Origin of the sequence: Streptosporangium sp. NPDC049644, from assembly GCF_040675205.1 — a bacterium.
GTDB lineage: Bacteria > Actinomycetota > Actinomycetes > Streptosporangiales > Streptosporangiaceae > Streptosporangium > Streptosporangium fukuiense.
The window spans coordinates 1-24,515 of sequence record NZ_JBFAOJ010000091.1 but is presented as its reverse complement, the minus strand read 5'-3'; the positions used below and the strand labels follow the sequence as shown (position 1 = coordinate 24,515).

At 69.3% G+C, this 24,515-nt stretch carries 25 protein-coding genes; 18 read left to right on the top strand and 7 right to left on the bottom strand.

Going from position 1 to position 24,515, the window contains the following annotated elements:
- Positions 1-100 precede the first annotated feature (100 nt).
- Together AB0J58_RS35160 and AB0J58_RS35155 are read left to right on the top strand one after the other, a co-directional pair.
- Positions 101-2,086, top strand: coding sequence for a S9 family peptidase (locus AB0J58_RS35160; protein WP_364224025.1), 1,986 nt, complete (start codon positions 101-103; stop codon positions 2,084-2,086).
- A gap of 92 nt (positions 2,087-2,178) precedes the next feature.
- The gene (locus tag AB0J58_RS35155; protein WP_364224023.1) at positions 2,179-2,973 is read left to right on the top strand and encodes an inositol monophosphatase family protein; all 795 of its coding nucleotides are present in this window, start codon (positions 2,179-2,181) and stop codon (positions 2,971-2,973) included.
- A gap of 75 nt (positions 2,974-3,048) precedes the next feature.
- On the opposite strand, the gene AB0J58_RS35150 is transcribed toward AB0J58_RS35155, so the two are convergent.
- Positions 3,049-3,213 carry a hypothetical protein gene (locus AB0J58_RS35150; protein ID WP_169750159.1) on the bottom strand — a complete coding sequence of 55 codons (165 nt, stop codon included), beginning with the start codon at positions 3,211-3,213 and terminating at the stop codon, positions 3,049-3,051.
- Between the two features lie 222 nt (positions 3,214-3,435).
- Here AB0J58_RS35150 and AB0J58_RS35145 point away from each other — a divergent pair, with 222 nt between their 5' ends.
- The 5 genes from AB0J58_RS35145 to AB0J58_RS35125 all read left to right on the top strand — a co-directional run bounded on the left by AB0J58_RS35145 (position 3,436) and on the right by AB0J58_RS35125 (position 8,374).
- A complete protein-coding gene (locus tag AB0J58_RS35145; protein WP_364224021.1) occupies positions 3,436-4,089 on the top strand; it encodes a response regulator transcription factor in 654 nt (217 codons plus the stop codon).
- A gap of 80 nt (positions 4,090-4,169) precedes the next feature.
- The gene (locus AB0J58_RS35140) at positions 4,170-5,480 is read left to right on the top strand and encodes a HAMP domain-containing sensor histidine kinase (protein WP_364224043.1); all 1,311 of its coding nucleotides are present in this window, start codon (positions 4,170-4,172) and stop codon (positions 5,478-5,480) included.
- Positions 5,481-5,752: 272 nt separating this feature from the next.
- Positions 5,753-6,052, top strand: a complete 300-nt coding sequence (locus AB0J58_RS35135; protein ID WP_030914836.1) for a DUF4193 domain-containing protein — start codon at positions 5,753-5,755, stop codon at positions 6,050-6,052.
- Positions 6,053-6,135: 83 nt separating this feature from the next.
- Positions 6,136-6,942, top strand: a complete 807-nt coding sequence (locus AB0J58_RS35130; RefSeq protein WP_364224019.1) for a hypothetical protein — start codon at positions 6,136-6,138, stop codon at positions 6,940-6,942.
- Between the two features lie 55 nt (positions 6,943-6,997).
- Positions 6,998-8,374, top strand: coding sequence for a trehalose-6-phosphate synthase (locus tag AB0J58_RS35125; protein ID WP_364224017.1), 1,377 nt, complete (start codon positions 6,998-7,000; stop codon positions 8,372-8,374).
- A 45-nt stretch (positions 8,375-8,419) separates the two neighbouring features.
- Here the strand turns inward: AB0J58_RS35125 and AB0J58_RS35120 are convergent, their stop codons facing one another.
- Positions 8,420-8,716 carry a DUF4235 domain-containing protein gene (locus tag AB0J58_RS35120; RefSeq protein WP_343967594.1) on the bottom strand — a complete coding sequence of 99 codons (297 nt, stop codon included), beginning with the start codon at positions 8,714-8,716 and terminating at the stop codon, positions 8,420-8,422.
- A gap of 112 nt (positions 8,717-8,828) precedes the next feature.
- Between AB0J58_RS35120 and valS the strand changes: the two genes are divergently transcribed.
- The 7 genes from valS (at position 8,829) to AB0J58_RS35085 (ending at position 15,929) form a co-directional block, all read left to right on the top strand.
- Positions 8,829-11,381, top strand: a complete 2,553-nt coding sequence (gene valS / locus AB0J58_RS35115) for a valine--tRNA ligase (RefSeq protein WP_364224015.1) — start codon at positions 8,829-8,831, stop codon at positions 11,379-11,381.
- Positions 11,382-11,806: 425 nt separating this feature from the next.
- Positions 11,807-12,970 carry an AI-2E family transporter gene (locus AB0J58_RS35110; RefSeq protein ID WP_364224013.1) on the top strand — a complete coding sequence of 388 codons (1,164 nt, stop codon included), beginning with the start codon at positions 11,807-11,809 and terminating at the stop codon, positions 12,968-12,970.
- An 11-nt stretch (positions 12,971-12,981) separates the two neighbouring features.
- Entirely contained in the window at positions 12,982-13,536 is a 555-nt protein-coding gene (locus AB0J58_RS35105; protein WP_343967588.1) for a PaaI family thioesterase, read from the top strand.
- Entirely contained in the window at positions 13,533-13,976 is a 444-nt protein-coding gene (dut, locus tag AB0J58_RS35100) for a dUTP diphosphatase (protein ID WP_364224011.1), read from the top strand. Before AB0J58_RS35105 ends, dut begins: the two co-directional genes overlap by 4 nt.
- A gap of 140 nt (positions 13,977-14,116) precedes the next feature.
- A complete protein-coding gene (locus AB0J58_RS35095) occupies positions 14,117-14,791 on the top strand; it encodes a DUF3710 domain-containing protein (RefSeq protein WP_364224009.1) in 675 nt (224 codons plus the stop codon).
- 49 nt (positions 14,792-14,840) lie between these two features.
- Entirely contained in the window at positions 14,841-15,233 is a 393-nt protein-coding gene (locus AB0J58_RS35090; protein WP_030914810.1) for an OB-fold nucleic acid binding domain-containing protein, read from the top strand.
- Between the two features lie 33 nt (positions 15,234-15,266).
- Positions 15,267-15,929, top strand: a complete 663-nt coding sequence (locus AB0J58_RS35085) for a DUF3159 domain-containing protein (protein WP_343967686.1) — start codon at positions 15,267-15,269, stop codon at positions 15,927-15,929.
- Between the two features lie 81 nt (positions 15,930-16,010).
- Here AB0J58_RS35085 and AB0J58_RS35080 read toward each other — a convergent pair whose 3' ends face one another.
- Positions 16,011-16,682 carry a TrkA family potassium uptake protein gene (locus AB0J58_RS35080; RefSeq protein WP_030914802.1) on the bottom strand — a complete coding sequence of 224 codons (672 nt, stop codon included), beginning with the start codon at positions 16,680-16,682 and terminating at the stop codon, positions 16,011-16,013.
- The gene (locus AB0J58_RS35075; RefSeq protein ID WP_364224007.1) at positions 16,682-17,347 is read right to left on the bottom strand and encodes a TrkA family potassium uptake protein; all 666 of its coding nucleotides are present in this window, start codon (positions 17,345-17,347) and stop codon (positions 16,682-16,684) included. The genes AB0J58_RS35080 and AB0J58_RS35075 overlap by 1 nt, the downstream gene beginning before the upstream one ends.
- Positions 17,348-17,463: 116 nt before the next feature.
- On the opposite strand from AB0J58_RS35075, the gene AB0J58_RS35070 reads away from it, so the two are divergent.
- The 3 genes from AB0J58_RS35070 to AB0J58_RS35060 all read left to right on the top strand — a co-directional run bounded on the left by AB0J58_RS35070 (position 17,464) and on the right by AB0J58_RS35060 (position 21,725).
- Positions 17,464-19,503 (top strand): APC family permease, encoded by a 2,040-nt coding sequence (locus AB0J58_RS35070; RefSeq protein WP_364224005.1) that lies wholly within the window; start codon positions 17,464-17,466, stop codon positions 19,501-19,503.
- Positions 19,504-19,569: 66 nt separating this feature from the next.
- Entirely contained in the window at positions 19,570-20,817 is a 1,248-nt protein-coding gene (locus AB0J58_RS35065; protein ID WP_364224003.1) for a class I SAM-dependent RNA methyltransferase, read from the top strand.
- Positions 20,818-21,503: 686 nt separating this feature from the next.
- Entirely contained in the window at positions 21,504-21,725 is a 222-nt protein-coding gene (locus tag AB0J58_RS35060; RefSeq protein WP_364224001.1) for a hypothetical protein, read from the top strand.
- Between the two features lie 56 nt (positions 21,726-21,781).
- On the opposite strand, the gene AB0J58_RS35055 is transcribed toward AB0J58_RS35060, so the two are convergent.
- From AB0J58_RS35055 to AB0J58_RS35045, 3 genes are all read right to left on the bottom strand, one after another.
- A complete protein-coding gene (locus AB0J58_RS35055) occupies positions 21,782-22,018 on the bottom strand; it encodes a winged helix-turn-helix domain-containing protein (protein ID WP_364223999.1) in 237 nt (78 codons plus the stop codon).
- Between the two features lie 123 nt (positions 22,019-22,141).
- Positions 22,142-22,276 (bottom strand): hypothetical protein, encoded by a 135-nt coding sequence (locus AB0J58_RS35050; protein ID WP_364223997.1) that lies wholly within the window; start codon positions 22,274-22,276, stop codon positions 22,142-22,144.
- A 177-nt stretch (positions 22,277-22,453) separates the two neighbouring features.
- Positions 22,454-22,762 (bottom strand): antibiotic biosynthesis monooxygenase, encoded by a 309-nt coding sequence (locus AB0J58_RS35045; protein ID WP_364223995.1) that lies wholly within the window; start codon positions 22,760-22,762, stop codon positions 22,454-22,456.
- 511 nt (positions 22,763-23,273) lie between these two features.
- On the opposite strand from AB0J58_RS35045, the gene AB0J58_RS35040 reads away from it, so the two are divergent.
- A complete protein-coding gene (locus AB0J58_RS35040; protein ID WP_364223993.1) occupies positions 23,274-23,876 on the top strand; it encodes a hypothetical protein in 603 nt (200 codons plus the stop codon).
- Positions 23,877-24,515: the final 639 nt, after the last annotated feature.

Here is a 24,515-nt window from a genome sequence, read left to right as displayed (position 1 = left end):
TCTCCCGCATGGTCACCATGAGTAGTCCGTCATCAACAACATTTGTGGATGAGTGTTTGGGGGCATGTCCGAAGACGGCAGCCGGGGTAGGTTCGAAACTGTGACCCCATTTAACGACATCCGCGATTATGTCAGCGTGCCGCGGGTGGCATCCCTGCGGCTATCCCCCGATGGAACGCGCCTGGTCAGCGTGGTGCAGGCGCTCAATCCCGATGGCAGATCCTACGGAACCTCCCTCTGGGAGATCCCGCTCGACGGCCGAGGGCCGCACCGGCTGACCAGATCGGTCAGGGGCGAGGCCGGGGCCGAGTTCACCCAGCGTGGTGATCTGCTCTTCGGCTCGCGCCGGCCCGACCCGACGGTCAAGGACGCCGACGAGGAGGTTCCGGCGCTCTGGCTGCTGCCCGCGGCGGGCGGAGAGGCCCGGCAGATCGCGTCCAGACCGGGGGGTGTCGCCGGGTTCGCGACCGGCGGGCAGACCGTGGTCTTCTGCTCCGACGTGCTCCCGGGCGACGAGGCGGGGGAGGCCGAGCGGCGCAAGACGCGCAAGGAGGCGGGGATCAGCGCGATCCTGCACGAGAGCTATCCGGTGCGTTACTGGGATCACGATCTCGGCCCCGGCGAGTCCCGGCTGTTCGCGGGCACGCTGGGCGAGGAGGAGCGGCTGACCGAGGTCAGGGACCTCACCCCCCAGCCGGGCAAGGCGCTGGCGAGCCACAGCGCCTACGACGTGACGCCGGACGGCTCCACGGTCGTGGCCACCTGGGGAGTCTCGCTGCCGCACGGCGAGCTCCGTTTCGAACTGGTCGCCATCGAGACGGCCAACGGCGGGGCCAGGCGTGTCCTCGCCGCCGCCGACGGCCACGACTTCGACGGGCCGATCAGGATCTCTCCGGACGGACGCCTGGTCGCGTGCGTCCGGAGCAACCACGCCGACATCGACCACATCCCCGAGAGCACCCTGTGGATCGTCGATCTGGTCACCGGCGAGGGCCACCCCGCGGGCGGGGCGCTCTGGCCGTCCGACATCGTCTGGGCGCCCGACTCCCGCTCGCTGTTCGTGGCCGCCGACCATCACGGCCGCCGCCCGATCTTCCGGGTCCCGGCCGACGGCTCCGAGCCGGAGCGGCTCACCGGTGACGACGCCGCGTACGCCTCGCTCAACGTCGCGCCCGACGGCACCGTCTACGCACTGCGCGGCGCGGTGGACGCGCCCGCGGCCCCGGTCAGGGTGGCCGCGGACGGCACCGTCGAAAAGCTGCCCTCCCCGGCCCCCGAGCTGGCGCTGCCCGGCAGGCTCACCGAGGTGATCACGACCGCCGACGACGGCGCGGAGATCAGGGCCTGGCTGACACTGCCCGAGGGAGCCTCGGCGAAGAACCCCGCGCCGCTCCTGCTGTGGATCCACGGCGGTCCGCTGGGCAGCTGGAACGACTGGTCCTGGCGCTGGAACCCGTGGATCATGGCCCAGCACGGGTACGCCGTGCTGCTCCCCGACCCGTGCATCTCCACCGGGTACGGGCCGGAGATGATCCGGCGCGGCTGGGCCAACTGGGGCCCGCGCACCCACGCCGACCTGATGGCGATCACCGACGCCGCGTTGGAGCTGCCCGAGGTCGACGCCACCAGGACCGCCGCCATGGGCGGCTCGTTCGGCGGCTACATGGCCAACTGGGTCGCCGGGCACACCGACAGGTTCAGTGCGATCGTCACCCACGCCTCGCTCTGGAACCTCGACCAGTTCGCCGGCACCACCGACGCGTCGATGTACTGGCAGCGCGAGTTCGGAGCCCCGGGCACCGGGCTGTACGCGAAGCTCTCTCCGCACCGGTCGCTGGGGAACATCTCCACCCCGATGCTGGTCATCCACGGCGACAAGGACTACCGGGTCCCCATCGGCGAGGCGCTGCGCCTCTGGTGGGACCTGCAGCGCTCCGACGTAGAGTCGAAGTTCCTGTACTTTCCCGACGAGAACCACTGGGTGCTCAAACCGGGCAACGCGGTTGTCTGGTACGAGACCGTGCTGGCCTTCCTGGACCAGCATGTCCTCGGCCGCGAGTGGAAACGCCCTGAGTCGCTGTCGTGAACCCGTGCCGTGCCCTTCGGCCGGCGGAGGACAGGGCCGGTTCCCGGGTCCGGCGAGGCGAGTGAGGAGCGAGTGAGGAAGTGGTGAGGGGATTGGACAGTACCGTGACCTTCGGCAGGCTGGCGGAGGAGATAGCCAGGGAGGCCGGTGAGATGCTCCTGGCCAAGCGCCCGCCCCGTCCCGAGGTGCTGGTCACCAAATCCAGTCCCACCGACGTGGTGACAGCCCTCGACCGGGCCTCGGAGGAGCTGATCCGCGACAGGATCCGGGCGGTCAGGCCCGGCGACGCGATCCTCGGCGAGGAGGGAGGCGCCACCGGCGACGGCAGGGTCCGCTGGATCGTCGACCCGATCGACGGGACCGTCAACTTCCTGTACGGGCTGCCCGAGTGGGCGGTCAGCATCGCGGTCGAGGTGGACGGCGAGGTGATCGCGGGGGTGGTCAACGTCGTGCCCCGAGGAGAGGTGTTCACCGCCGTCAAGGACGGGGGCGCGTGGCTGGCGGGGGAGCGGCTGCGCTGCAACACCGGTGTGCCGCTGGACCGGGCACTGATCGCCACCGGATTCGGCTACGAGAGCGGGCGGCGCGAGGTGCAGGCGGAGGTGCTCCGTCACGTGCTGCCGCGGGTACGTGACATCCGCAGGGGTGGATCGGCGGCCTCGGACCTCTGCTCGGTGGCGGCGGGACGGGTGGACGGCTACTACGAGCGCGGCCCGAACGCCTGGGACTACGGGGCCGGCGGCCTCATCGCCCAGGAGGCGGGGGCCAGGCTCGGTGGACTGGCCGGCAGACCGGCCAATCCCGGCCTCGTCCTGTGCGCGGCGCCCGGTCTGTTCGAGGAGCTGCACGACCTGCTGTTGCCGCTGGATCCGGAGCGCGACGCCTGAGGCGCCGCGCTCCGGATCCTCGCGGTGCGGGCATGAGGGAGCCCCCCGGCAAGATGGCCGGGGGGCTTCCTCCCATCAGCGCTGAATGGGGACGCCGTTGTCTGTGGCCAGACGCTGGAGATCCTCGATCTCGGCGGTGAAGGTGTCGGCGAGGTAGTCATCGCCGGAGGACCTGGCCTCCTGCAGATTCCTGTATGCCTGGTCGAGGCGGTGTTCGATTGTGGTGGTGAACTCGCCCATCTCACCTTCTTTCTCACGGGCGTATGGGGGCGGAAGGTACCGCGATGGAGACTGGAACCGGCTGTACCCATGGCGGCCGGGAAGCTAAACCTGTGTGTTTCCGACATCACACGGAGTGTCTACCCCTGGGAGGGCCTTACCGTGTGCTTACAGGGGATGGGGCGAGAATGAGGGGCCGTTCCAGCGGCTGCTCATGGAATGTGACGGGAGGTGCCATAAGCCGTGCGAGTGCTTGTGGTCGAGGACGAGCGGGTGCTCGCCGACGCGATCGCGACCGGGCTCCGGCGCGAGGCGATGGCCGTGGACGTGGCCTACGACGGCGCCGGCGCGCTGGAGCGGACGGGCTACATCGACTACGACGTCATCGTCCTGGACCGTGACCTGCCCAAGGTGCACGGTGACGAGGTCTGCCGCCGGCTGGTGGCCTCCCGTACCGCGTCGCGGATTCTCATGCTGACCGCGTCGGGCGACGTCGACGACAAGGTGGAGGGGCTGGGGCTGGGCGCCGACGACTACCTGGCCAAGCCCTTCGTGTTCGTCGAGCTCGTCGCGCGGGTGCGGGCGCTGGGCCGTCGCTCCGCCCCGGCGCTGCCGCCGGTGCTGGAGCGGGCGGGGGTCCGCCTGGATCCCGGCAAGCGGCTGGTGACCAGGGACGGCGCGGAGGTGGCGCTCACCAAGAAGGAGTTCGCGGTCCTGGAGGAGCTGATGCGCGCCGAGGGCGCGGTCGTCAGCCAGGAGGACCTGCTGGACAAGGCGTGGGACGAGAACATCGACCCGTTCACCAACGTGGTGCGCGTCACCATGATGACGCTGAGAAAGAAACTGGGCGAGCCTCAGGTGATCGAGACGGTGCCAGGGGTCGGGTACCGGTTGTGAGCGTTCCGGCAGGCGGGGGAGAGGAGCGTCCGACGTTCGTCCCGGCGGACAAGGACCGGGGGGCCGTGCCGACCCACCCGATGATCAGCCCGCACTCCGAGCGGGGAGCCTGGAAGAGCGAGCAGCTCGGGTCCGGCCCCCCAGGCAAGGGTGCTCAGCCCTCGCCGCCGACCGGTCCGCCCAGCTGGGACGGTCCGCCGCCGGCGGGCACGATGCCGGTCGAGCACACCCCGCTGAGCCGGCTGCGGGCGATCGTGGACCGGGTCAGCATCCGATGGCGGCTGACCATCACCTACGCCACGCTGTTCTTCACCGCGGGTGCCCTGCTCATGCTTGTGATCTACCTGATGGTGGGCTGGGCGCTGGGCGCGGTGTGGCCGGACTACCCGCTCAACCTGGACGGGCTGGTCTCTCCCGAGGTGGCGCGCGAGGCCCAGCGGCAGTGGTACTGGCAGCAGCACGCCGCGACCGTCGCGGTACAGAGGGAACTGCTGGCCCGCTCGCTGCTGGCCCTGCTCGGGGTCGGCATCCTGGCGGTCATCATCGGCTACATCGTCGCCGACCGGGCGCTCAAGCCGATCCAGCAGATGACCGCCACGGCCCGCAAGCTGTCGGGCTCCACGCTCGCCCACGAGCGGATCGACCTCAAGGGGCCCGACGACGAGCTGAAGGAACTGGCCGACACCTTCGACGAGATGCTCACCAGGCTCAATGTGGCCTTCGACACACAGCGAAGATTCGTGGCCAACGCCTCGCACGAGCTCCGCACCCCGCTGACGATCAACCGGACGGTCCTGGAGATCGCGCTGGGCGACCCGGAGGCGTCGGGTGATCTCAAGGCGCTGGGCCGCACCCTCCTGGAGGTCAACGCCCGCAACGAACGCCTGATCGAGGGCCTGCTGCTGCTGGCGCGCAGCGAGCGCGAGCTGAGCGTGCGCAAGCCGGTGGACATGAAGGACGTGGCCGAGACGGCCGTCGACCAGCTCGCCACGCGGGCCGCGGAGGCCGAGGTCACCGTGATCACCGAGCTCCGCAGTGCCGGGACCGTCGGTGATCCGGTGCTCCTGGAACGCTGTGTGGCCAACCTGGTGGAGAACGCCATCAAGCACAACCTCCCCGAGTCCGGACGCCTGTGGGTCAGGACGGGAATGGTGGAGGGCGCGCTGGTTGTTCAGGTGGCCAACACGGGGCCGCATATCCCCGCGTACGAGGTGAACAGTCTTTTCGAGCCGTTCCGGCGGCTCAACGCCGATCGGGTCGACTCCGACAAGGGGGCGGGGCTCGGGCTTTCCATCGTCCGCGCGGTGGTGCGGGCTCACGGGGGCAACGTGACCGCCATCCCCAGGGACGGAGGAGGTCTGGTGGTCACCGTGCGACTTCAGGCGCGTTGATCCGGCGGGGGGCGTCTCGTTCACGCCGTACATGTGGTTGGATGTGCCGTCGAACACGGTGGTGCATGCCGCCGATGCTGTGGTTTACGCCATATTTGGCTAACCGTGGCCATTGGCAGTACGTCCCTCACGTGTAGGGAGGTTCAGTGACCATTCCGGCAGGGTACCGAAGCAGGAATCTCGTCGGCAGATCGGGCACAAGTCGTGCCTCTCGAACGTTACACACGCGCGAGTGAGCGCACACAGATAGATGAGGGGGATGGAGCAGACCGATGGCTACCGATTACGACAGCCCACGCAAGACCGACGACGACCTCAGTGAGGACAGTCTTCAGGAACTGCAGGCCCGCCGTACCGACAAGTCCTCGGGCAGCATCGACATCGACGAGACGGATCTCGCCGAGTCGCTCGAACTGCCGGGCGCGGACCTGTCGAACGAGGAGCTCTCGCTCCGGGTGATTCCTCGTCAGGCCGACGAGTTCACCTGCGCGCGTTGCTTCTTGGTGCACCACCGCAGTCAGCTCGCCGTTGAGAAGAACGGTCAGCAGATATGCCGGGAATGCGCGGCTTGACGATAATTCCGATGGCCTGTTCGGGGTGTGCCCTTCCAGCCATGGGATAGGGGCCCAGGACAGCCTTGAGGAGGTTCCGAGACATGACGTCAGAGAACAGGCAGACCGATGCGGCGCCGGACGACTCCACTGCCGGGGAGTCGTCCGACGCGTCTGATCGGGAAGTAGCCGAGATCGTCGGCCGGCTCGCGGAGCCGGGTGACATGGATGGGGCCGAGCGGCGAAAGCTGCTCGGCCGCCTCACGAAAGCACTGACCCGGAGAGCCGGGAAGGCCAGGGAGCCGGGGGCGGGCCGGGGCCGCTGGCTGACCGACGCGTTCATGGCCGTGGCGCCCCGCATTCCCATCCGGGACCTGCACACCCTCTCCGAGCACCACCACGGCCTCACCGCCGAGGCGCTGGCGGACGACCTGGTGCGCACCGCGGCCAAGGCCACCATGACGGTCGGAGCCATCGGCGGGGCCGTCGCCGCGGCCGAGTTCGCCACTCCTCCCCTTCTGCTCTCCGCCCCCGCCCAGCTCGTGGCCGAGACCCTCGTCGTCGCCGCGATCGAGGTCAAGCTCATCGCGGAGCTCCACGAGGTGTACGGGATGCAGGTGCCCGGCAACGGCTCCCAGCGGGCCATGGCCTTCGCGGCGGCCTGGTCCAGACAGCGCGGTGTCGACCCCATGTCTCCCGGAACGATGACCGTCGCGCTCGGCACGGCCACCAAGACCGCCCTGCGCAACAGGCTGATGCGCACTCTCGGACGCCACCTCACCACCCTGGGTCCCTTTCTCACCGGCGCCGTGGCGGGAGGGGCCCTCAACCGTGCCGCCACGAAGAAACTCGGCGAGCTGGTACGGAGTGATCTGCGGGTTCATCATGCCCTTCCGCCTGGAAAGCCATAGAAACTCCTCAAACGGGTAGTTAATTCAGTAAGCCCCCGACTACCTGGAGGAATCTGTGCCGGGCCGCAGTACGTTTGTGATCGTCGCCAATCGTCTCCCCGTCGACCGGGTGGGGGAGGACATGTGGCGGCGCAGCCCCGGCGGCCTCGTGACCGCGATCGCCCCGGTCCTGCAGCGCAGGGAAGGGGCCTGGATCGGCTGGCACGGGGCCCCCGGCGAACGGCTCGAACCCTTTGAGCACGACGGCATGCAGCTCGTCCCCGTCCCGCTGTCCGAGCACGAGGTCGAGCTCTACTACGAGGGTTTCTCCAACGCCACACTCTGGCCCCTCTACCATGACGTGGTCGCCACCCCCGTCTACTCGCGTGTCACCTGGGACGCCTATCGTGCGGTCAACGAGCGCTTCGCCCAGGCCGCCGCCGAGGAGGCCGCGGAGAACGCGGTCGTGTGGGTCCAGGACTACCAGCTCCAGCTGGTCCCGGCCATGCTGCGCAAGCTCCGCCCCGACCTGCGCATTGGTTTCTTCCTGCACATCCCCTTCCCGCCGATAGAGCTGTTCGTCCAGCTCCCGTGGCGGCGCGAGATCCTGGAGGGACTGCTCGGCGCGGACATGGTCGGTTTCCAGCGTCCCGGCGGTGCCTCCAACTTCATCCGGCTCTGCCGCCACCTGCTCGGCCTCCAGCACCACAAGCACGAGATCTACGTGGACGGCCGGGTGGTGCGCGCCGGGGCGTTCCCCATCTCCGTCGACTTCGGCGAGCTCGACTCGCTGGTCCGCGAGCCGCACATCATCTCCAGGGCCAGGGAGATCCGCAGGGAGCTGGGCGATCCCGAGTGCATACTGCTCGGCGTCGACAGGCTCGACTACACCAAGGGCATCGGCCAGCGTCTGAAGGCGTTCGGGGAACTGCTCGCGGAGAAAACGATCAAACCGGGCGAGGCGGTGTTCGTGCAGATCGCCACGCCGAGCCGGGAGCGGGTCGAGGAGTACATGCGGCTGCGCGACTCGATCGAGCTCCAGGTCGGCCGGATCAACGGCGAGCAGGGAGAGCTCGGGCAGCAGCCCGTGCAGTACATGCACCAGTCGTACGGCCGTGACGAGCTCGCCGCGCTCTATCTCGCGGCGGACGTGATGATGGTCACGCCGTTGCGGGACGGGATGAACCTGGTCGCCAAGGAGTACGTCGCCTGCCGCAACGACCTGGGCGGCGCGCTGGTGCTCAGCGAGTTCGCCGGGGCGGCCGACGAACTGCGTCAGGCGTTCATGGTCAATCCCTACGACGTCGACGGCCTCAAGCGGATCATGCTGACCGCGATGCGGGCGACCCCGCACGACCTGTCGCGCCGGATGCGCTCGCTACGCCGGAGGGTGTCCACCTATGACGTGGACCGCTGGGCGAAGGAGTTTCTCACCTCACTCGAGTCGTCCTGACCCGGGTCCCCCCGGCCCCGGCGGGGCCGGGGCGTTCGACGGCCGTCAGCCGGTGACGTCCTTGGCCGCCCCCTTCAGGGACTTCCACGCGTCGTAGCGCCTCCTGGCGCTGCGGGCGACCACGATCTGCGCCACCTGCATGCCGACCCCCATCACCACGGCGTAGCCGATCGCCTCGCCGAGGCTGATGTCCGGTGACTCACTGTCGGCGGGCGGCTTCTTGCCGGTGCTCTTCTCCCAGGCGAACCCGATGACCTTCTTGGCGCTCCAGGCGGTGATGAGGCCGAGCAGGCCACCGATGGCTCGCCACGCCATGTCCTGCTTCTCGCTCTTGTCGGCCATGTGGTCCTCCCGTTTTCTGTCCGCATCAAGAACACTAGTCTCCCCGAGCGTCGCATCGCGTGAAGCCATACCATAGGGAGGCATGACACAACAGCGACCGCGCCCTGCGCCCATGCCCGAGAAGCCGACTCTCGATGGCCTGGAAGCCGTATGGTCGGGCCGCTGGGAGACCGAGGGGACCTACCGTTTCGACAGGTCGCGCACGCGTGGGGAGATCTACTCGATCGACACCCCGCCGCCGACCGTCTCCGGTTCCCTCCACGTCGGCCACGTCTTCTCCTATACCCACACCGACACCGTCGCCCGCTTCCAGCGCATGCGCGGCCGCGAGGTCTTCTACCCCATGGGCTGGGACGACAACGGCCTGCCCACCGAGCGCCGGGTGCAGAACCACTTCGGCGTGCGCTGCGACCCCTCCATCGCCTACGACCCCTCGTTCGAGCCCCCCGCCAAACCCGACCCCAAACGGCAGATCCCGATCTCGCGTGGAAACTTCATCGAGCTGTGCGAGCGGCTCACCGGCGAGGACGAGAAGGTGTTCGAGGAGCTCTGGCGCCGTCTGGGCCTGTCGGTCGACTGGTCGCTGACGTACGCCACCATCGGCGACGCCGCGCGGACCGCGTCCCAGCGCGCCTTCCTGCGCAACCTGGCCAGGGGGGAGGCGTACGTGGCCCAGGCGCCCACGCTGTGGGACGTCACCTTCCGCACCGCCGTCGCCCAGGCCGAGCTGGAGGACCGGGAGTGGCCCGGAGCCTTCCACCGGCTGGGCTTCAGCCTGTCCGAGGAGCAGCGGGCCAGGGGGTTCGGTGACCGGGTCTGGATCGAGACGACCCGCCCCGAGCTGCTGCCCGCCTGCGTCGCGCTCGTCGCCCACCCGGACGACGAACGCTACCGGCCGCTGTTCGGCACCACGGTCAGGACACCGCTGTTCGGTGTCGAGGTGCCGGTTCTCGCCCACCACCTGGCCGAGTCCGACAAGGGCTCGGGCATCGCGATGATCTGCACCTTCGGCGACGTGACCGACGTCGTCTGGTGGCGCGAGCTCGACCTGCCCACCCGCGCCGTCATCGGCTGGGACGGCAGGCTGCTGCCGGACGCGCCCGAGGGCGTGCCGGGGGAGCCGTACGCGGAGCTGGCGGGCAGGACCGTGCACGGTGCCCGCGAGCGGATCGTGGAGTTGCTGCGCGCGTCGGGCGACATGGAGGGCGAGCCCCGCGCCGTGCGGCGCGCGGTGAAGTTCTACGAGAAGGGCGACCGGCCCCTGGAGATCGTCACCACCCGCCAGTGGTACATCCGCAACGGCGGACGTGACCTCGCCCTGCGCGACGCGCTCCTGACGCGCGGTGCGGAGCTGTCCTGGCACCCGCCGCACATGCGGGTCCGCTACGACAGCTGGGTGCAGGGCCTGGCGGGCGACTGGCTGATCTCCCGGCAGCGGTTCTTCGGAGTGCCCATCCCGGTGTGGTACCCGCTGGACGGCGAGGGCGAGCCCGACCGCTCCGCGCCGATCGCGCCGCCCGAGTCCGCGTTGCCGATCGACCCCTCCGCCGACGTCCCGCCCGGCTACACCGAGGACCAGCGGGGCAAGGCGGGCGGTTTCATCGGGGACCCCGACGTCATGGACACCTGGGCCACCTCCTCGCTGACGCCGCAGATCGCGGGGGGCTGGGAGCGGGACCGGGACCTGTTCGAGCGGGTCTTCCCGATGGACCTGCGCCCGCAGGCCCACGAGATCATCCGGACCTGGCTGTTCTCCACCGTGGTCCGCGCCCATCTGGAGCGGGGCACCCTGCCCTGGAGCCACGTCGCGATCTCCGGGTGGATCCTCGACCCCGACCGCAAGAAGATGTCCAAGTCCCAGGGCAACGTGGTCACCCCGCTCGGCCTGCTGGAGCAGTACGGCTCCGACGCGGTCCGCTACTGGGCGGCCGGCGGCCGTCCTGGCACCGACACGGCGTTCGACACCGGTCAGATCAAGGTCGGCCGCCGGTTGGCCATCAAGATCCTGAACGCCTCCAGATTCGTCCTGAGCCTGGGCGAGGGGGGCGGGGAGGTCACCGAGCCGATCGACCTGTCGATGCTGGCCCGGCTGTCGGAGGTGGTCCACGAGGCCACCGAGGCCTTCGAGGGCTACGACTACACCCGCGCGCTGGAGCGGACCGAGCGGTTCTTCTGGGAGTTCTGCGATGACTACCTGGAGCTGGTCAAGGCCAGGGCCTACGACGACGCGAACACCGCGCACGGAAATGACGGGAACGGTGGGAACGGTGGGAACACTGCGGCGCGCTCGGCGCACGCGGCGCTGCGGGAGGCGCTCGACGTCATGCTCCGGTTGTTCGCCCCGTTCCTGCCCTTCGTCACCGAGGAGGTCTGGTCCTGGTGGCGTGAGGGCTCGGTGCACCGGGCCGCCTGGCCCCAGGCGAGTGAGCGGGGAGGCGATCTCGAGCTGCTGCCCGTGGTGGCCGCCGTCCTCGGCCGGGTCCGCAAGGCCAAGTCCGACGCCCGCCTCTCCATGCGCGCGGAGGTCTCCCGGCTGATCGTCACCGGTGCCGGGACCGACCTCGTGCGCCAGGCGCAGGACGACCTGTGCGGCGCGGGCGTCATCGACGAGTTCGTGCTCCAGGAGGGCGAGGGGGACCTGGTGGTGGAGGTCGTCCTCACCTGATCCCGGGCGCACGCGAATCTGTCCTCGCCGTCGGGGAATCCTGTCGTACGGTCAAGGCAGCAGGACAGGTGAGAGGAGGACGGGCATGCCGCCAGGATGTGGCAACTGCAGCTGCTACCTCGAAGACAGGGTGATCTCCCGCCCGCCGGATGAGCGCTGACCTCAGCCGGGTGAGCACCTGCCCCTGACCGGGCGGGTGCTGATCCCGGTCGGCCGGGCGTCGGCCCCGGCGGGTCGGCGCCCGGACCCGACCGAGCGGGCGTCCGGCCCGGTCGGCCGACGCCGAGCCCCGGAGCGGGCGGGTCTCCGCCTCCGTCGCCGCCGGTGGGCGCGTCCCCGGCGGGGTCGTACGGCCGGGCATCGCTTTCCATGTCCCTGCGACAACCCTCGCGCATTTCCCTTCCCGGCGTGACAGTCTGGAAAGTGTGATCTCCGATCGGGAACGCCTGACCAACCTGGTGCCTCGCACGGTGCTGCGCCTCGCGATGTGGAGCCTCTGCCTGATCATCATCGGCTGGGCCGTCTTCTACTTCGCCCAGTTCATCGCGACGTTGCACATCGTGATACTGCCGGTGGCCATCGCGCTCCTGCTGACCGCGCTGCTGTTCCCGGTCACCAGGCGGCTTCGCGCGATGGGCATGCGGCCCATCTACGCCACCTGGGTCACCATGATCGTCGCGCTCGCGGTGCTCGGCGGCACCGGCTGGATCATCGGGGTGCGTGCCAACGAGGAGTTCCCCGGCCTCGTCGACCAGGTGCGCCGGACGGCCAAGGACGTGGAGAACTGGCTCTACACCGGGCCCTTGCATCTGCAGCCGACCCAGATCAGCAGCTGGGTCGACGAGATCGGCAAGCAGATGACCAACCAGCGCAACGAGATCACCCAGACGGTCCTCACCGGCGCCACGGTGGCGCTGGAGGTGCTGGCCTCCATCGTGCTGCTGCTGTTCGTGACCTTCTTCATGCTCAAGGACGGCGACCGGATCTGGTCGTGGTTCCTGAAGGGGTTCGGCGGGGTCGCGCCGCGCGTCGACAGGGCCGGGCGGACCGCCTGGGTGACGCTCTCGCACTACGTGCAGGGCACGGTCGCGGTGGCCGCCGTGCACGGCGTGGTCATGGGCATCGTGCTCGCCGGGATGGGGGTGCCGCTCTGGGCGGCGCTCGCGGTGCTGATCTTCCTGGCCAGCTTCATCCCCATCGTCGGCATCTTCTTCGCCGGTGCCGTGGCCACCCTGGTCACCCTTGGCGCCAAGGGGCCGATCTACGCTCTGATCTTCATCGGCATCCTGATCGTGGAGCAGCAGCTGGAGAACCACGTGCTCCAGCCGCTGATCGTCGGCAGGGTGCTCCACTTCCACCCGCTGGCGATCATCCTGGTGCTGGCCGTGGGCGGCATCCTGGCGGGTATCGCCGGGGCCGCGGTGGCGGTGCCGGTGGCCGCCGTGATCTACCGGGCGCTGCCCGAGCTCAGCAGTGACGAACCGCTCGCCCTGCCACCGGCCTCGCCGCATCCCGACCCGGGCGGGGCGGAACCGGCGGCGGAAGCGGGAAAGCCGGTGGATGAGGAATCACCGCAGCCCAGGGGGTAACGTTCTGCTCCGTGACTCGTTCCGCCTTGACCACCCCTCCGCCAGACGCCGTCCTGCCACGGCCGCTCCCCGGCGGGCCCGCCCCCGGCGCCACCCTCGGTTCCCACTACAGCGGCTGTTTCGGCTGCGGTGAGGACCACCCGACGGGCCTGCGGCTGACCGCCGTCACCCCTGACGGGGTCACGGTGGTCGCCACGTTCACCGTGGGAACGGCGCATCAGGGTGCGCCGGGCCTGGCGCACGGCGGCGTGCTCGCCACGGCGATGGACGAGGTCATCGGCATGCTGGTCTGGCTCTTCCAGCGCCCCTACGTCACCGCGAGGCTGGAGACCGACTATCTCGCCCCGGTTCCGGTCGGTACCGTCCTGCATATGCGCGCCTGGTGCAACGGCATGTCGGGCAGGAAGGCGTACCTTGAGGCTGAGGGCCGGATCGGTTCCCCGGACGGCCCGGTCGCCGTGCGGGCCGCAGCGCTCTTCATCGAGGTGGGCATGGAGCACTTCGCCGAACACGGCGACGCCCAGGCGATCATCGACGAGCACCACGAGTACGAGGTGAACCCGTGACCCACACCGTCGAGGTGCTGATCCACCGGCTCGACGCCGACCTGCCGCCGCCGTCGTACGCCCACCCGGGTGACGCAGGCGCCGACCTGCACGCCGCCGAGGACGTCGAACTCCTCCCCGGAGAGCGGGCCGCGGTCGGCACCGGGCTGGCGATCGCGCTGCCCGATGGGTACGCCGCGTTCGTCCACCCGCGCTCGGGCCTGGCCGCCAGGTACGGTGTGACGCTCGTCAACGCGCCCGGCACCGTGGACGCGGGGTACCGGGGCGAGATCAGAGTGACGCTGCTCAACACCGACACCAAGGAGACCGTGCGGTTGCGCAGGGGGGACCGGATCGCGCAGCTGGTGATCCAGAAGGTGGAGAGGGCGATGTTCTACGAGGCGGACCGGTTGCCCGGATCGGCGCGAGGCGCGGACGGGTTCGGGTCCACGGGCCGCTGAGTAGGGAGTGACTCCGGCGAGGTGAGGGAGGGGGCGGACGATGATCCGGAACCTGGGCGCACCTTCGGTCCCGGAGGCCACCCGCCGCCGTATCCGGCGGGGGATGAGTTACCAGTGAAACTTCAAGGAGCGTGAGGAAAATGTTCCGACGTCGCCGTCGTGAGGAGTCCCCGGCCGCCAAGGCCGCGGTGGACGAGATCCCGCAGGTCCCGGCGCGGGAGTCGGGCCCGTGGGACGCCGACGAGCCCTACCCCGAGCGTGAGCGGGTCGACCTCGGAGGCATGCGCCTGCCGGTCGGTCCCGGTTTCGAGGTCCAGCTCAACCTGGCCGGCGACCAGATCGTCGGTGCGGTGGTCCTGTTCAACGAGAGCGCTCTGCAGGTGCACGCCTTCGCGGCGCCCAAGCGGAGCGGGATCTGGGACGAGGTCAGGGCCGAGCTGGCCGAGGGGGTGAAGAGCGCCGGAGGCACCGCGGAGGAGCGGGAGGGGGCGTTCGGCGTCGAGCTGGCCGCCAGGATCCCCGCCGAGGGCGTCGAGCAGCCGGTCCGCTACATCGGGGTGGACGGGCCGCGCTGGTTCCTGCGCGCGGTGATCAGCGGGCGCGCCGCACAGGACACCGAGGTCGCCGCGACGCTGGAGGATGTCGTCCGGGACATAGTCGTGGTACGCGGTGACGAGCCGATGGCCCCCAAGGAGGCGATCGAGCTCCGGCTGCCCCCCGAGGCCAGGCAGGCCGTGGAGCAGCAGGCCGCCGGGGGCAAGAGGCCCGACCTGGACCCGTTCGACCGGGGACCGGAGATCGCGGAGATCCGCTGAGAGGCCGGATCGCGTACGCTGATTCGACTCGTACGTGAAGGAGAGGTCCGTGGGTTCTCAGGAACCGCATAAACAGAGCGGTCTGCGAGGCTTCTTTCGCCGGCTGACCGCCGGTCAGGCCGAGCTGGAGGCCGACGAGCTTCAGCAGGACCTCGACCGCCAAGGCGCCACGCCCATCGTCTCGTGTGGCGGGCGCCGGCGCTTCTGCGTGAGCGGTACCCTGCGGACGGTGACGTTGCGCCCTCGCGGGGGCGCTCCCGCGCTGGAGGCGGAGCTCTACGACGGTTCCGATGTGATCGATCTGATCTGGCTGGGCCGCAGGAAGATCGCGGGCATCGAACCTGGCCGCCTGGTGCTGGCCGAAGGGCTGGTCAGCATTCAGGATGGGCGCAAAGTCATGTTCAACCCCAGATACGAGCTGCGCCCGGCAGGCGGTGCGTGAGCGATCGATGACCACGGAACGGTGAGCGAGAAGATGACCTCCACCGGCGAGACCGCCGCGCACGACACGGTCGAGGCCGCGATCCGCAGTCAGCTTGCCAAGGCGTTCGGCGGGGTGCGGGGCGTCATCGAGGCCGCCGTGCCCACCATCGCCTTCACCGGCATGTGGATCGCCACCTCCGATCTGAAGCGCTCCCTGATCGTCAGCATCTCGGCCGCGGTGCTGCTGCTCGTCGTGCGGCTGGTGCAGCGCTCGACGCCGCAGTTCGTGATCAACAGCCTGATCGGCATCGGCATCGGCGCGTTCTTCGCCTCCCGCACCGGCCAGGCGGAGGACGTCTTCCTGCCCGGCATCCTCTACAACGCCGGCTACTCGGTGGTGATGCTGCTGTCCATCGTCACCCGATGGCCGGTGGTGGGGTTCCTCATCGGGTCCGTCACCGGTGACCCGACCGCGTGGCGCGCGGATCCGGCCGTGGTGAGGCTGTGCACCAGGCTCACCTGGCTGCTGATGATCCCGTGCGTGGTCCGGGTGGCGGTGCAGCTCCCCGTCTACCTGATCGGCAGGGACGACGCGGTCGCCGAGCTGGGCATCCTCAAGATCGCGATGGGCTGGCCGCTCCAGGTCGCGGCGCTCGCCGCCATGGTGTGGCTTCTGGCCCGTGGCCGGACCCCGGTGCGGCCCGCGGCCTCCTGAGCGACAGGCCCGCTCCGCCGTCCCCCGGCGGGCACCTCTGAGAGGGCTTCGGACCGTCGTGCCGCTCCGAAGCCTCTCCGCTCAGCGCGGCGCGCGGTGCGGGGAGAGGAGTTCGGCCAGCTCCTCCTCGACCTCCTGGCTGGCCACGAACATCAGCTCGTCGCCGGCCTCCAGCGGGTCGTCGGCGGTGGGTACCAGCACCCGGCCCTCGCGCAGGATCGCGACCAGGGCGGTGTCGTTCGGCCACGGCACCGAGCCCGCGCGGTGGCCGACGACCGGTGCGTCCTCGGGCAGGGTGAGCTCGACCAGGTTGGCCTGGCCCTGGCGGAAGGTCATCAGGCGCACCAGGTCGCCGACGCTGACCGCCTCCTCGACCAGCGCGCTCAGCAGGCGCGGGGTCGAGACGGCCACGTCGACGCCCCACGACTCGTTGAACAGCCACTCGTTCTTGGGGTGGTTGATCCTGGCGACCACGCGGGGCACGCCGTACTCCGTCTTGGCGAGCAGCGACACCACGAGGTTGACCTTGTCGTCACCGCTGGCCGCGACGACCACGTGGCAGTCGGCCAGGCCGGCCTCGTCCAGCGAGGAGATCTCGCAGGCGTCGGCGAGCAGCCACTCCGCCCGCGGCACCGTGTCGATCTTGATGGCCTTGGGGTCGATGTCGATGAGCAGGACCTCGTGGCCGTTCTCCAGGAGTTCGGCGGCGATCGACCGGCCGACCGCCCCCGCGCCGGCGATGGTGACGCGCATCAGTGCCCCTCCTCCGGTGCCGCGGACAGCACCTTGTTGATGCGGTCCATGTCCGCCTCGACCGCCATGACGTGCAGCACGTCCCCCTCCTGCACCACCGAGTCGTTCTTGGGCAGCAGGGTCTCACCGATCCGGTTGATGAACGCCAGGCGGGTTCCCGCGGCCTCCTCCAGCCTCCGCGCCGGGGCGCCGATCCAGCCGGGGTGGTAGGCCACCTCGATCAGCACCACGCGCCCGCTGGGGTCGCGCCAGAGCGGCTCGGCACCCTCGGGCAGGACGCGGCGCAGGATCTGGTCGGCGGTCCAGCGGACCGTGGCCACCGTGGGGATGCCCAGCCGCTGGTAGACCTCGGCGCGCCGGGAGTCGTAGATCCTGGCCACGACGTTGTCCACGCCGAACGTCTCGCGGGCGACCCTGGCGGAGATGATGTTCGAGTTGTCGCCACTGCTCACCGCCACGTAGGCGCCCGCGGCCTCGATGCCCGCCTCTTCCAGGACATCCCGGTCGAAGCCGATCCCGGTGACCCTGCGACCCCGGAACCCGGCCCGCAGGCGGCGAAACGCCTGCGGGTCACGGTCGATGATCGCGACCGAGTGGCCGCTGTCCTCGAGGATGTGCGCCAGAGTCGAACCAACCCGGCCACACCCCATGATCACGATATGCATGCTCCCCCGCCGGTCGCTGTGAGGCGGATCTTGTTCCCGATGTATTCAGCCAGTATGGCGCCCCCCAGGAGCGCCGCGTGAGTGGAGCCGGGTAATAACGACTAGCATCAGCAGACGTGTCGAAGGTGACGGACCTTGTCAAACGCCTTTTCATCGGGCGTGCGCTACGCAGCACACAGCTACACGAGCAGCTGCTTCCCAAGCGCATCGCACTGCCTGTTTTCGCGAGTGACGCGCTCTCCTCGGTGGCCTACGCCCCGCAGGAGATCCTCGTCATCCTCTCGCTGGCCGGAGTCTCCTTCTACCACTTCAGTCCCTGGGTCGCCGTCGCCGTCGTGGTGGTGATGCTCACCGTCGTCGCCTCGTACCGGCAGAACGTGCACGCCTACCCGAGCGGGGGCGGCGACTACGAGGTCACCACGGTCAACCTCGGCCCGAACGCCGGTCTGACCGTCGCCAGTGCCCTGATGGTCGACTACGTGCTGACCGTCGCGGTGTCGGTCGCCAACGGCGTCGACTACGTGGGGGCCACCATCCCCTATGTCGCCCAGCACAAGCCGCTGGTCGCGATCCTCATCGTCATCGTGCTGACACTGGTGAACCTGCGCGGCATCCGGGAGTCCGGCGCGGCCTTCGCGATCCCCACCTACGCCTTCATGTTCGCCGTCCTCGGCCTGATCATGTGGGGAGGCTTCCGGGTGTTCGTCCTCGGCGACGAACTGCGCGCGCCCACCGCCGGATACGAGATCGTCGCCGAGCAGTCCGACCTGACCTCCTTCGCGGCGGCCTTCCTGATCCTGCGTGCGTTCTCCTCCGGCTGCGCCGCGCTCACCGGTGTCGAGGCGATCAGTAACGGCGTGCCCGCCTTCCGCAAGCCCAAGAGCAAGAACGCCGCGAACACGCTGCTGATGATGGGCCTGGTCTCGGTGACGATGTTCGTCGGCATCATCTCTCTCGGCCTGGCCTCGGGGGTCAAGGTCGCCGACCCGGCCGTCGCCTTCCGGGACGTGCTCATCGACGGGCGGCCCGCCGGGCCCGGCTACTACCAGCAGCCGATCATCTCCCAGGTCGCCGACGCGGTCTTCGGAAACGGCTCGCTGCCCTTCTTCGTCATCTCGGCCGTCACCGCGCTGATCCTGTTCCTCGCCGCCAACACCGCCTTCAACGGCTTTCCCGTGCTCGGTTCGATCCTGGCCCAGGATCGCTACCTGCCCCGCCAGCTGCACACCCGGGGCGACCGGCTCGCCTTCTCCAACGGCATCGTGATCCTCGCCGCCGGGGCCTGCCTGCTGCTGTGGGGCTTCGAGGCCGACGTCAGCCGCCTGCTCAACCTCTACATCCTGGGCGTCTTCGTGTCGTTCACGCTGAGCCAGATCGGCATGGTCCGGCACTGGAGCCGGCGTCTGAGAACCGAGACCGACCCGAAGGTCCGCCACCAGATGTACCGTTCGCGGACCATCAACTTCTTCGGCGGCGTCATGACCGGCCTGGTCCTGCTGGTCGTGCTGTTCACCAAGTTCACCCACGGGGCGTGGATCGTCTGCGTGGCCATGCCGGTGCTGTTCCTGATGATGAAGGGCATCCACCGCCACTACGAGAACGTGTCCCGCGAGCTCGCCGTCGACGACTCGGCGGTGGACGAGTCGATACTGCCCGCGCGCAACCACGCCATCGTCTTGGTCTCCAAGATCCACAAGCCGACCCTGCGTGCCCTCGCCTACGCCCGCGCCACCCGCCCCTCCAAGCTTGAGGCGATCACCGTGGGCGTGGAGGGCGCGGAGGCCAGAGAGCTGCAGGAGGAGTGGGAGCGGCGCGGCATCCCGGTGCCGCTGAAGACGCTCGACTCGCCCTACCGCGAGATCACCCGGCCGATCCTGGAGTACGTCAAGTCGCTGCGCCGCCGCTCTCCCCGCGACGTGGTGAGCGTCTACATCCCCGAGTACGTCGTCGGCCACTGGTGGGAGCACATCCTGCACAACCAGAGCGCGCTGCGCCTGAAGACCCGCCTGATCTTCCAGCCCGGTGTGATGGTCATCAGCGTGCCCTGGCAGCTGCACTCCTCCGACCGGCTCAAGGGCCGCCCAGAGCCCCTCGCGCCGGGGGCCTCCCGCCGCCCGCGGCAGGAGGCGGCCCGGGACGAGGACGTCAAGGCATAACCTTGCACATGCGCTCCTGACCGCAAGGAGGCTCGACCGACGACGAATTCTCTGGGGGCAACGGCCATGGCGATCGAACTGACGGTGGGACCGGTTGCGCACGGTGGCTGGTGTGTCGCACGCCATGACGGCCGGGTCGTCTTCGTGCGGCACGCGCTGCCCGGCGAGCGCGTCATGGCTGAGATCACCGAGGAGACCTCCCGGTTCCTGCGGGCCGACGCCGTCGAGATCCTGGAGTCCTCCGCCGACCGGGTGAGTCCGCCGTGCCCGTTCGCCGGGCCCGGCCGCTGCGGTGGCTGCGACTGGCAGCACGCCTCCCTCGACGCCCAGCGCCGCCTGAAGGCCGACGTGGTGGCCGAGCAGCTCAAGCGACTGGGCGGAATCGACTGGAAGGGCGTCGTCGAGGAGGTCCCGGGCGCCCCCGACGGTCTCGGCTGGCGCACCCGCGTCCAGTTCGCCGTCGACCGCGAGGGCGGGCTGGGCCTGCGCCGCCACCGCTCCCACGACATCGAGCCGGTGGACGCCTGCCTGATCGCCCACCCCGAGGTCGAGAACGTCGGCGCCGAGGTGATGAACTGGCGCAACGCCTCCTCGGTCGAGGTCATCGCCTCCTCCACCGGCGACCAGGCGGTCGTGGTCGCCCCCAGGCCCCGGCGCACGGTGGCCGTACCCGATCTCGACACGAGCGTGGCCGTCTTCGTCGACGAGGGCAAGGGCCGCAGCCGGGTCGTCCACGGCCGCAACCATCTCGTCGAGCGCGTCGGCGAGCGCGACTTCCAGGTCACCGGCAGCGGTTTCTGGCAGGTCCACCCCGGCGCCGCCGCCACCCTGCTCGACGCGGTCCTGAAGTTCGCCGCACCGCGGCCGGGCGAGTGGGCCCTCGACCTCTACTGCGGCGTCGGCCTGTTCGCCGCCGGACTCGCCGAGGCGGTCGGCCCCGAGGGGGCCGTGTTCGGCGTCGAGTCCGAGTCCGTCGCCGTCCGCGACGCGGAGCGTAATCTCCGTGACCTCCCCCAGGCGCGCTTCGCCAGGGGACGGGTGGAGAACGCCCTCGACCGCTTCGGCATCGAGCGCGCGGACCTGGTCGTCGTCGACCCGCCCCGGGCGGGTCTGGGCCGTGACGTCGTCGACCGGGTGACCGCGCTTGAGGCCACTCGGATCGTGTACGTCTCCTGTGACCCGGCCACCCTGGCCCGCGACCTCGCCTGGTTCGCCGAGAGCGGCTACCGCCTCGCCGACCTGCGCGCCTTCGACGCCTTCCCGATGACCCACCATGTGGAGTGTGTGGCGCTGCTGGTCAGCGGGTCGATCTAGGCTCTGGCCCGCGGTTATGCAACACGTCTGGTTCAGTGTGAGCCGGCGTTTTCCAAGATCATGGCGCATGTGTGACGCATGATCTTGGCACGTCTCGCCGCTACGGCAAGTAGACAAGAGACCCGACCGATACAGGCCAAGGGGCGGACCGCAACGGCGACACCCCGTAGGTCCCCGTACGGCCGCGCAGGGGAGTCGCCCTCGCCTCGCGGCCGGGCAGAGGCCCCCGCTCCACCGCGGGGGCCTCTCGCCGTTCCAGCCGGATCTCCGCCGCGTCCCCAGGAAGCACCTCAACGCCTCCGCCGGCCCGCTCGGTCACCAGAACCCACACACCCGCACCGAGGTCCGGCTCCGCCCTCTCGGCGGCCGTGGGGGCCGCGTGAAGATGTCTGTCCCCCGCTCCATCGCCACCACCGTCGCCTCCACCGCGCGCACGAACGCCCCCGGCCGGCGACCGTGCGCACCAGGCCGAGGTCGGCGAGGTAGCCGATCGCCCGCCGCACGGTATCGCGGGCCACCCCGTACTCCTGCTGAGGGTGGACCTCGGAGGGCAGCGGCGCCCTCCTCGCCGGCACCGAGCCCGTCGCCGAAAGCGAGCCCACCCCCGGGGCCATCGTCACCCCTCGGCCGGCGGACTTCCGGGTGCGGCTGAAGACCCTGAAGAGGCAGTGCTTCGGATCCGCAGGTTGCAACATCACCTAGACGATTCGGGCCACCTGCACCGGCTGCCACTCCCCGAAGGCACCGAGTATCAGGTCTCCTGCAAGGTGCGGGGCGGTGAGTACCCGTCCGAGAACACCTTCACCATCGAGGGTGGGACTGTCACCTTCCGGGAAGAGGAGTTCACCTCGACGCGCCCGTCCACATCGAAGCTCGTCGCCACTGTGACGGAGGTCGAGAAGCTGTAACCCCGGACATGCAAGAGCCCCGGTCCTTCCCCAGACCGAGGCTCTCGCGTCTCACGCTACCGGTCGGCCTGCTCGGTGACGAACGATCCCATGACCGGCGTCGTGATGATCAGCCCGTCCTCGCGAAGTTGTGCGGTGACCTTGCGGATCGTGACCCGGGCGACCTCGAACTCGGCCTCCAGCCTCACCTCGGAGATGAGCGTCTTCGGCGGCAGTTCGCCCGTCTCGATGCGCGCCCGGACGACGTCGTAGATCTGTCGCCACTTCGGCTGGGTCGGGTCGTAGTCGATCACGAGGATGACGGTACGTAGGACCTGAGCTGTCCTCATAGAAGCCCGTACCAGCTCATAGCTATAGACAGGCATAGTTAAGGCAACGTACGCGCGGCCCGCTGTTTACTCCTCGGAGTCGACCCCTCACTTCGAGTACGACCGCATGGTCATCGCCGCGCGGAAGGTGTTGGGCCGCGGCAACATCGCCGCCTTCGAGTTGTCGTCGGCCGCGCTCCAGCTCGCCGAGGAGATGGGCATCGAGCAGGCCGTGATCCGCACTCATTTCCTGCTGGTGGTCTACAACGAAACGCTTCGCAGGTGTCGACTTCGCCGGACGTGTGTGCGCCCTGGCGTTACCCAGAGGTCCGGTCGGAGCGGTGGGTCCGTCCTTCGGAGGGAGGAACGGGGCCGTCGAACACGAAGAGCCCCCGCTGTGGCGGAGGCTCTTCTCGTGTGTCAGGAGCCGTCGGGAAGATGACTGCCGTGCACGGTGAAGCGCTCGACCACCGACGGGCCCGTCAGGAATCCCGCCGCGCCAATGCGGGCGACCGTCTCCCGGTAGCTCGGTGACTCCTCGAGAGCATCCGCCGCCGCGTCGTCCTCCCATAGGGTCGTCACCGCACACGCGCTGCCGTTGCGTCCGAAGAGCAGGCCGAGGAAGCCATGCTGCGTCCGGAACATCGGCAGCGACTCCACGGCCGCGAAGCGCTCATATTCCGCCGCCCGCGCCTCGTCAACCTGTGTCCGCCAGATTCGCATGATCATGGTTCCGAGGATCTCACTTCAGGTGGCGTTCGGGCATCGCGGCGGCCAAGGCGCCGAGCGCGTCAACGGGGAACCCGCCGACCCGTCCGACCGTCGGCACTCGCCGAGCGCCTGATGAAGCCGGAGGAGGTTGCCGACATCCTCGGCGTCCAGCCCAAGACGGTGAGCGACCAAGACGGTGAACGACTGGGCGCGGGCTGGGCGAATCCCCTGCCTGAGTCATGTCCTGGTGCTCTACACCCAGTGGCCGCCGGCCGCTGTCGCTGGCATGCGTCAGCGGTATACCTCGCCTCGGATCTGGGATCCCGCGCCTGACGTTCACCGGGTTCTCTGGCATGCAGGTCCCGATGGCATCGAGCACAACCAAGAGCGGCTTCATGCCCGGATGAATGCCGCCATCGAGAGCCTGCCCACGGACGAGTAGCTACGCTGCTCGCCTGCGGTCGATCACCGTGCCGGGTGAGCATGACCTCACCCTCGACTGGACCGGAGCCATAGTCTTCTCTTAGTCATGACCAAGGTATTTCCAAACGGCCACGGTGATCCTTTGGGTATGAACCCAATGAAGAGCCTGCTTCGGGTCGTTGCGGGGGCAGCCCTTGTGGCGCCGCTCGTCGCCACCCCCTCCACCGCCTCCGCTTCCACCGCCGAGGGCGCTCCGTATATTCGAATCACCCTGGATGAGATCGTCGCGTGGCGGACGCAGGAGAGCACCGACGAGATCTTCGTCAAGATCTCCGGTCCTGGACTGGTGCCTCCTCTCCCCGTGTCCTACCGCGTCTGGCCGCAGGGCGGCACAGGGATCATGCCGATGGATTCGCGCATGTGCTTCAGGTTCACCCCGGCGGGCACGTGCCCGCCGGGCAGCACCGACGTCACCAGTAGGAGCACGGCCGCGGACGCACCCGTGTTCAGCGCCAGCGGGGGGCCGATCACCATCAACGTCCGGGAGGAGGACTCCCTCGCTTCGGATGACGACGTCCTGCTTGAGTCCTTCCCCGCCGCATCGCTGACCAACAGCGTCAGCTACTTGTTCCGGCCGGACGTCTTCAACCAGAGCGGCCCTGACTACCAGGTCAGAGTCACGCTGTCGCCCAGCAGCACGCCGTTCTGACGGTAGCCGTACAACGCGAGAAGCCCCACCGCTCCGGAGGAGAGCGGCGGGGCTTCCGTGTTCCCGCGGGGGCGGGGCGGCCGCGGCATCATCCCCAGGGGAGAGGGCCGTACCAGGTCGGCGTACGGCGAGGACTCCCGAGCGGTCCATCACCTCGGGCGCTCAGAAGTACGACGCCGTCGACCTGGCCGACGAGGTCATCGCCGAGTGGGAAGCGCGGCTCAAGGCCGAAGGTCATCTGTAGCGGCTTCCGAACGCATGAAGTGCCCCGCCTGGCCCGGAGAGGTACACCCGGGTGCCGCACCTTTTGGCGGGGGCTGAAAGGCATTGCGGCAAAAAGTCCAGCTGAGCATGCTCGTTACCAAGCACAGAGACGGAGGAGGACGTATGCGTGCACGTCTCATGATCCTAGGTGTGATCATCTTGGGGTCGATGGTCGGGTGGGCCGGAACCGCGCTTGCCTGGGCAGGCCCAACGTGATCATCTCGCCTGGCTGAGGACGCATGAAAGAGCGCCCCGCCTGCCCTCCGCGAGGAGGACGAGCGGGGCGCTCAGGTGTTCAGGCCGGGCGAAACAGCCTCGACGAACGCACCATCGGGCCGAAATATGGAGAACCGGTATCTCCTCAGGCCCGGTAGC